Source organism: Psychrobacter sp. (genome assembly GCF_030457785.1).
Lineage (GTDB): Bacteria > Pseudomonadota > Gammaproteobacteria > Pseudomonadales > Moraxellaceae > Psychrobacter.
In genome coordinates, this window is record NZ_JAKDUI010000206.1 from 1 (window position 1) to 4,713 (window position 4,713).

Here is a 4,713-nt window from a genome sequence, read left to right on the forward strand (position 1 = left end):
AGAAGTTATTAAGGTGGTTGGAAGGTTTTTTGAGTGGGTGGTGAGCGGTGGTGTTCTACACTCAACTATTATTCATTAGCGACAGCAGCAATTACATTTGGTTGTCGGCATTTTTCCGACCCTCCCCAAATTAAACGTATTCGTTGGGTCTAAGCTTTATATAAAAGTTTTGCAAGTCAGGCTCCACTTCATATACGTGTCCAACGTTACCGCTGAGAATAAAGTCCAATTTATATAAAATCTATAAAAAAGGGGCTTACTTCGCAGTAAGCCCCCTCAATGTATAAACACCAGTATGATTTGCGTCAAAGCAGTCAGCAACAGCCAATTATAAATATTGCACAGCTTAGAAGTCACATAGCGATTAAGGTTTGCCTGATATGCTTTATAACTGACATGCCTTATAAATGGTTGACGCTTTATAAGTGGTTAACGATAATCTTAACGACTAGTTTTGGCTTTTGACTTTGGCTTTCATGGTTGTAAAGATACCCGACAAGGCATAAATAATACCAATTGCTAAGATGCCGACAGGAATATCGTAGAGCACAATACTCATGACCAGTACACCAATTATAAGAACCACGAAAGGTACTTTTTTCTTATCGAACTCTTTGAAGCTATAGTATTTAACATTACTGACCATGAGCAAACCACAAGTCACTATCCACGCGGCAAATAACAACATAACCGCAGTATCGTATTGCCCGACCCATTCGTTATGATCGACAGCAACCATCACAGCAGCAGTAACCAGTATGGCGGCAAGTGGACTGGCTAAACCGACAAAGTACTTTTTATCGACTTCTCCGATTTGTACGTTAAAACGTGCCAAACGAAAGGCGCCACAAGCAGTAAAGACGAAAGCACAGGCCAGTCCGATACGACCGAGAGGCTCTAGCGCAAAACTATAAATTAGAATAGCTGGTGCAACACCAAAAGCTAGCATGTCGGCTAGAGAGTCGTATTGCTCACCAAATGGGCTTTGGGCATTGAGCATACGTGCGACTCGACCATCAGCGCCATCGAGGATAGTAGATAAAAAGATGGCGAGTGCGGCTCTATAGAACTCACCTTGAGTACTGGCCAATATCGAGTAAAAGCCAGACAACAATGATAGGGTCGTAATCAAATTGGGTGCTAAATAAACACCGCGACTGACCACCGCTTTGCCCTCTGCAACTTCTGTTTCAATCACCTCAAAAGTTAGACCATCATAATCTTCGTTATCCGCTAAGCGAATATTCAATTCATGCTCATCAACAAAGGGTGGCTGAGACTTTGCATTATCGTTTGCGCTATTAATAGATGATTGCTCAGTCGTCATAGTGATTTCCTCATTCACCAACTAACCAGCGCACATTGGTCGCACTGTCAGGGGTCATCTCCGGCGCATCAGCGACTTTTAATGCTGGCTGTAAGAAACGCTGTATCTCACGCGCATGTTTATCAAACTGCCATGGTGGATTGATGACTAGCAAACCGGTGCCATTCAAACCAACTGCAACGTCATTAGGATAGATATTCAACTCACATACCAGCTGACGTCTCATTTCAGTGCGTTTCAGTTTTTTATAAAACAGCTCTACCGCTTCGATGTTTTTGATCGGGAACCATAGTGCGTAAGTACCTTGTGGCCACTTATTGTACGCAGCGACCAGTAAGTTGATAAGGCGAGTAAAGTCCTTATGCTCTTGTTCATACGGAGGATCAAGAAAAATCAAACCGCGCTTCTCTTTTGGTGGAATGACAGCAGTGATTCCTTCAAAAGCATCACGATGGTGAATCCCAATCGGTAGTTTATACAGTTGGTAATTTAGTGCATCATACTCACTGGCTTTGGCTTCGAAGGCTTCACCACGAACACCAACATCAGGATTTTGCTCTACATGATGCGCAACCCACCATGGCGAACCAGGATAAACTTTATTATCATAAGTGAGCTTGGCCTGTTTGATGCCTTCTACATATTCTTTCACAGCGGCTGGCGCCTCTGCGGTATCGATCTTTAATAAAGACTGAATACCACCTTTGGCCTCTCCTGTTTTGCGTGCTTCTTCACTGCTCAGCGAATACAGTCCACGCCCGCCGTAGGCGTCAAGAACATAAAAAGGTTTGTTTTTTTGACCCAGCTGATTGAGTAGTTGTATCAATAAAGTGTGTTTTACCACATCAGCAAAGTTACCAGCGTGGTAGGCGTGTTTATAGTTCATAATCTCAAAATTTAAATAAGAAAAATTGCATCTATGGTAGCATAGGCAGCGTAAAATATAATGTGGTTTTGGTAAGTACTATCAATATAATTGACAGCCATTGAATAATACTGAGGTGAGATGACGAAAATTATTAGCAATCTTAATGCGACAGAGCTGGTGATTGATCATCCGATAGGTCAGGACAACCCACCGCTGCTTGCTCCATGCGCTGACGATGCAAACGATACCTCATCAACCCAAGACGTACTGCAAATATCACACTTTGCTGTGGACTGGGCAGACAAACTAACAGATATTCAGCTCGATAAACTCGTCAGTGATGGTTGGATTATTATCGATGAGGTATTTAGCGATACTGCTTTATTGGCTTTGCAAGCAGAAAGCGGTTTTATCGATTATCGCGATGCTGAGCTGACTGCCGGAGTACGTATTAGCGACATTCGAGGCGATCGCATCCGCTGGATAACTAAAGACTTTTTTGCTGGCTATTTTTACTTACAAAGTATCAATGCGCTTGCAGCACTATTCAATCGCAGCTTGTTTGCGGGTATTCGTCATAGTGAAGCCCATTATGCTTGCTATCCTACAGGCTTTGGCTATCAATGGCATAGCGACAATCCTGCAGGGCGCGATGAACGCGTAATCTCAGCCGTGTTTTACTTAAATGATGAATGGACAGCCAGTGACGGTGGCGCACTAGAGGTCGTTGATAAGCAAGGTGTTCATCACAACGTCATGCCAGTTGCCAACCGATTGGTAATATTTGACAGCGACTTGCAACATCAAGTACAAATCGCTCACCGTCAGCGCTACTCCATCGCTACATGGATGCGCCGAGATGGGTTGGTACCTTTTGTTGAAGAAAACAATTAAGCCATCGCACACAAGTAGCAAGTATATGGTTTGTATAGCTGATGCTGGCTTCATAGCTCCTGACATCAAAGTGCCTGATATCAAAGCTTGCGAACGCTAACAACCAACCATCCATCACATGATAAAAACACTAACAGTTAACTCTACTTATAAATAAAAGGTTTATCCATGTCTGACCCTAATTCTCAAAAGACAGCCAGTTCACAAGCGACCCATCAACAGGAAACACTCGACTTAAGCATCACTCTACTCGAGCGCCCTTCAGTCACGCCAGATGATGACGGTTGCCAAGACATACTGTCTGAGCGCCTGCAAAAGTCAGGCTTTGACTGCGAGTTTATGTATTTTGGTGATAGAGACCAAAGTGGCGAACATGCTGAAGTGAAAAACCTATGGGCGCGCCGTGGCACAGGCAATCCAGTCATTTGCTTCGCAGGTCATACGGATGTCGTACCCACAGGAGATGAAGGCAATTGGCGCTATCCACCATTTACCCCAACCATCGCTGATGGATATCTATGGGCTCGTGGTGCGGCTGATATGAAAACAGGCATTGCTGCTTTCACTATCGCAGCAGAGCGCTTTGTCGAAAACCACCCTGAACACAAAGGCTCAATTGCTTTTTTGATCACCTCAGACGAAGAAGGCCCTTCCATTAATGGTACTGTGAAGGTGGTTGAAACCTTAGAATCTCGCAACGAAAAAATTACTTACTGTCTGGTTGGTGAGCCATCAAGCACTGACACGCTAGGCGATATCATTAAAAATGGTCGCAGAGGCTCATTGGGCGCCGTGTTAACAGTTACTGGCAAACAGGGCCATGTCGCCTATCCACATCTGGCATCCAACCCCATTCATGCAGCGACATCAGCATTGGCTGAGTTAACCGCTGCTACTTGGGACAACGGCAACGCGTATTTCCCTGCTACTTCGTTGCAGATATCTAATATAAATGGTGGAACGGGTGCGACCAACGTCATTCCCGAAACGTTAGAAGTTGTCTTTAACTTCCGTTTCTCAACGGAAACCACTGAAGCAGAACTAAAAGCTAAAACGCATGCGATATTTGACAAGCACTTTGCTGACAGCAAGGCCAGTTATGATATTCATTGGAAACTATCTGGTCAGCCGTTTTTAACGCCTGAAGGTAAGCTTGTCTCAGCATGCCAGCGTGCGATTAAATCCGTTACCGATATGGATACGACATTATCGACGTCTGGTGGCACATCAGATGGTCGTTTTATCGCACCGACAGGTGCACAGGTAGTAGAACTCGGCGTGCGTAACGCCACCATTCATCAAGTGGATGAAAAAGTAGAAGTTGATGACTTGGGTAAGTTGGCGCAAATTTATGAAGGGATTTTGGAAAATTTACTATTAGCCCCAGATGGCGAGATAACAGCACCCTAAATCGCATGGAGCATATGAACAACGCATTTCTAATCTAGCTTTTATTTTCATCAACGTCACTTTTTAGTGGCGTTTTTTTATGAACTTTTATTGATATAGGAAGTAATCAGGACGAAGTTTCGAGATAAAACCTTGTTTTATAGTGACTTTGGTTTACTTTTATGTTGCAAATGATAATAATTATTGTTAGTGTTTTCTTTCATAAAAATTTATT

The 4,713-nt window shown here is 43.5% G+C and carries 4 protein-coding genes; 2 read left to right on the forward strand and 2 right to left on the reverse strand.

The window, feature by feature from the left end; translation table 11 throughout:
- Window positions 1–448: 448 nt before the first annotated feature.
- Window positions 449–1,327: a CDP-diacylglycerol--serine O-phosphatidyltransferase gene (gene pssA / locus L0J61_RS09315; protein ID WP_301466171.1), complete on the reverse strand. Its 879-nt coding sequence runs from the start codon at window positions 1,325–1,327 to the stop codon at window positions 449–451.
- Between the two features lie 10 nt (window positions 1,328–1,337).
- The gene (locus L0J61_RS09320; RefSeq protein WP_301466172.1) at window positions 1,338–2,213 is read right to left on the reverse strand and encodes a 23S rRNA (adenine(2030)-N(6))-methyltransferase RlmJ; all 876 of its coding nucleotides are present in this window, start codon (window positions 2,211–2,213) and stop codon (window positions 1,338–1,340) included.
- Between the two features lie 120 nt (window positions 2,214–2,333).
- On the opposite strand from L0J61_RS09320, the gene L0J61_RS09325 reads away from it, so the two are divergent.
- Together L0J61_RS09325 and dapE are read left to right on the forward strand one after the other, a co-directional pair.
- Window positions 2,334–3,089, forward strand: coding sequence for a 2OG-Fe(II) oxygenase (locus L0J61_RS09325; protein WP_301466173.1), 756 nt, complete (start codon window positions 2,334–2,336; stop codon window positions 3,087–3,089).
- A 168-nt stretch (window positions 3,090–3,257) separates the two neighbouring features.
- Window positions 3,258–4,499: a succinyl-diaminopimelate desuccinylase gene (gene dapE / locus L0J61_RS09330; RefSeq protein ID WP_301466174.1), complete on the forward strand. Its 1,242-nt coding sequence runs from the start codon at window positions 3,258–3,260 to the stop codon at window positions 4,497–4,499.
- Window positions 4,500–4,713 lie beyond the last annotated feature (214 nt).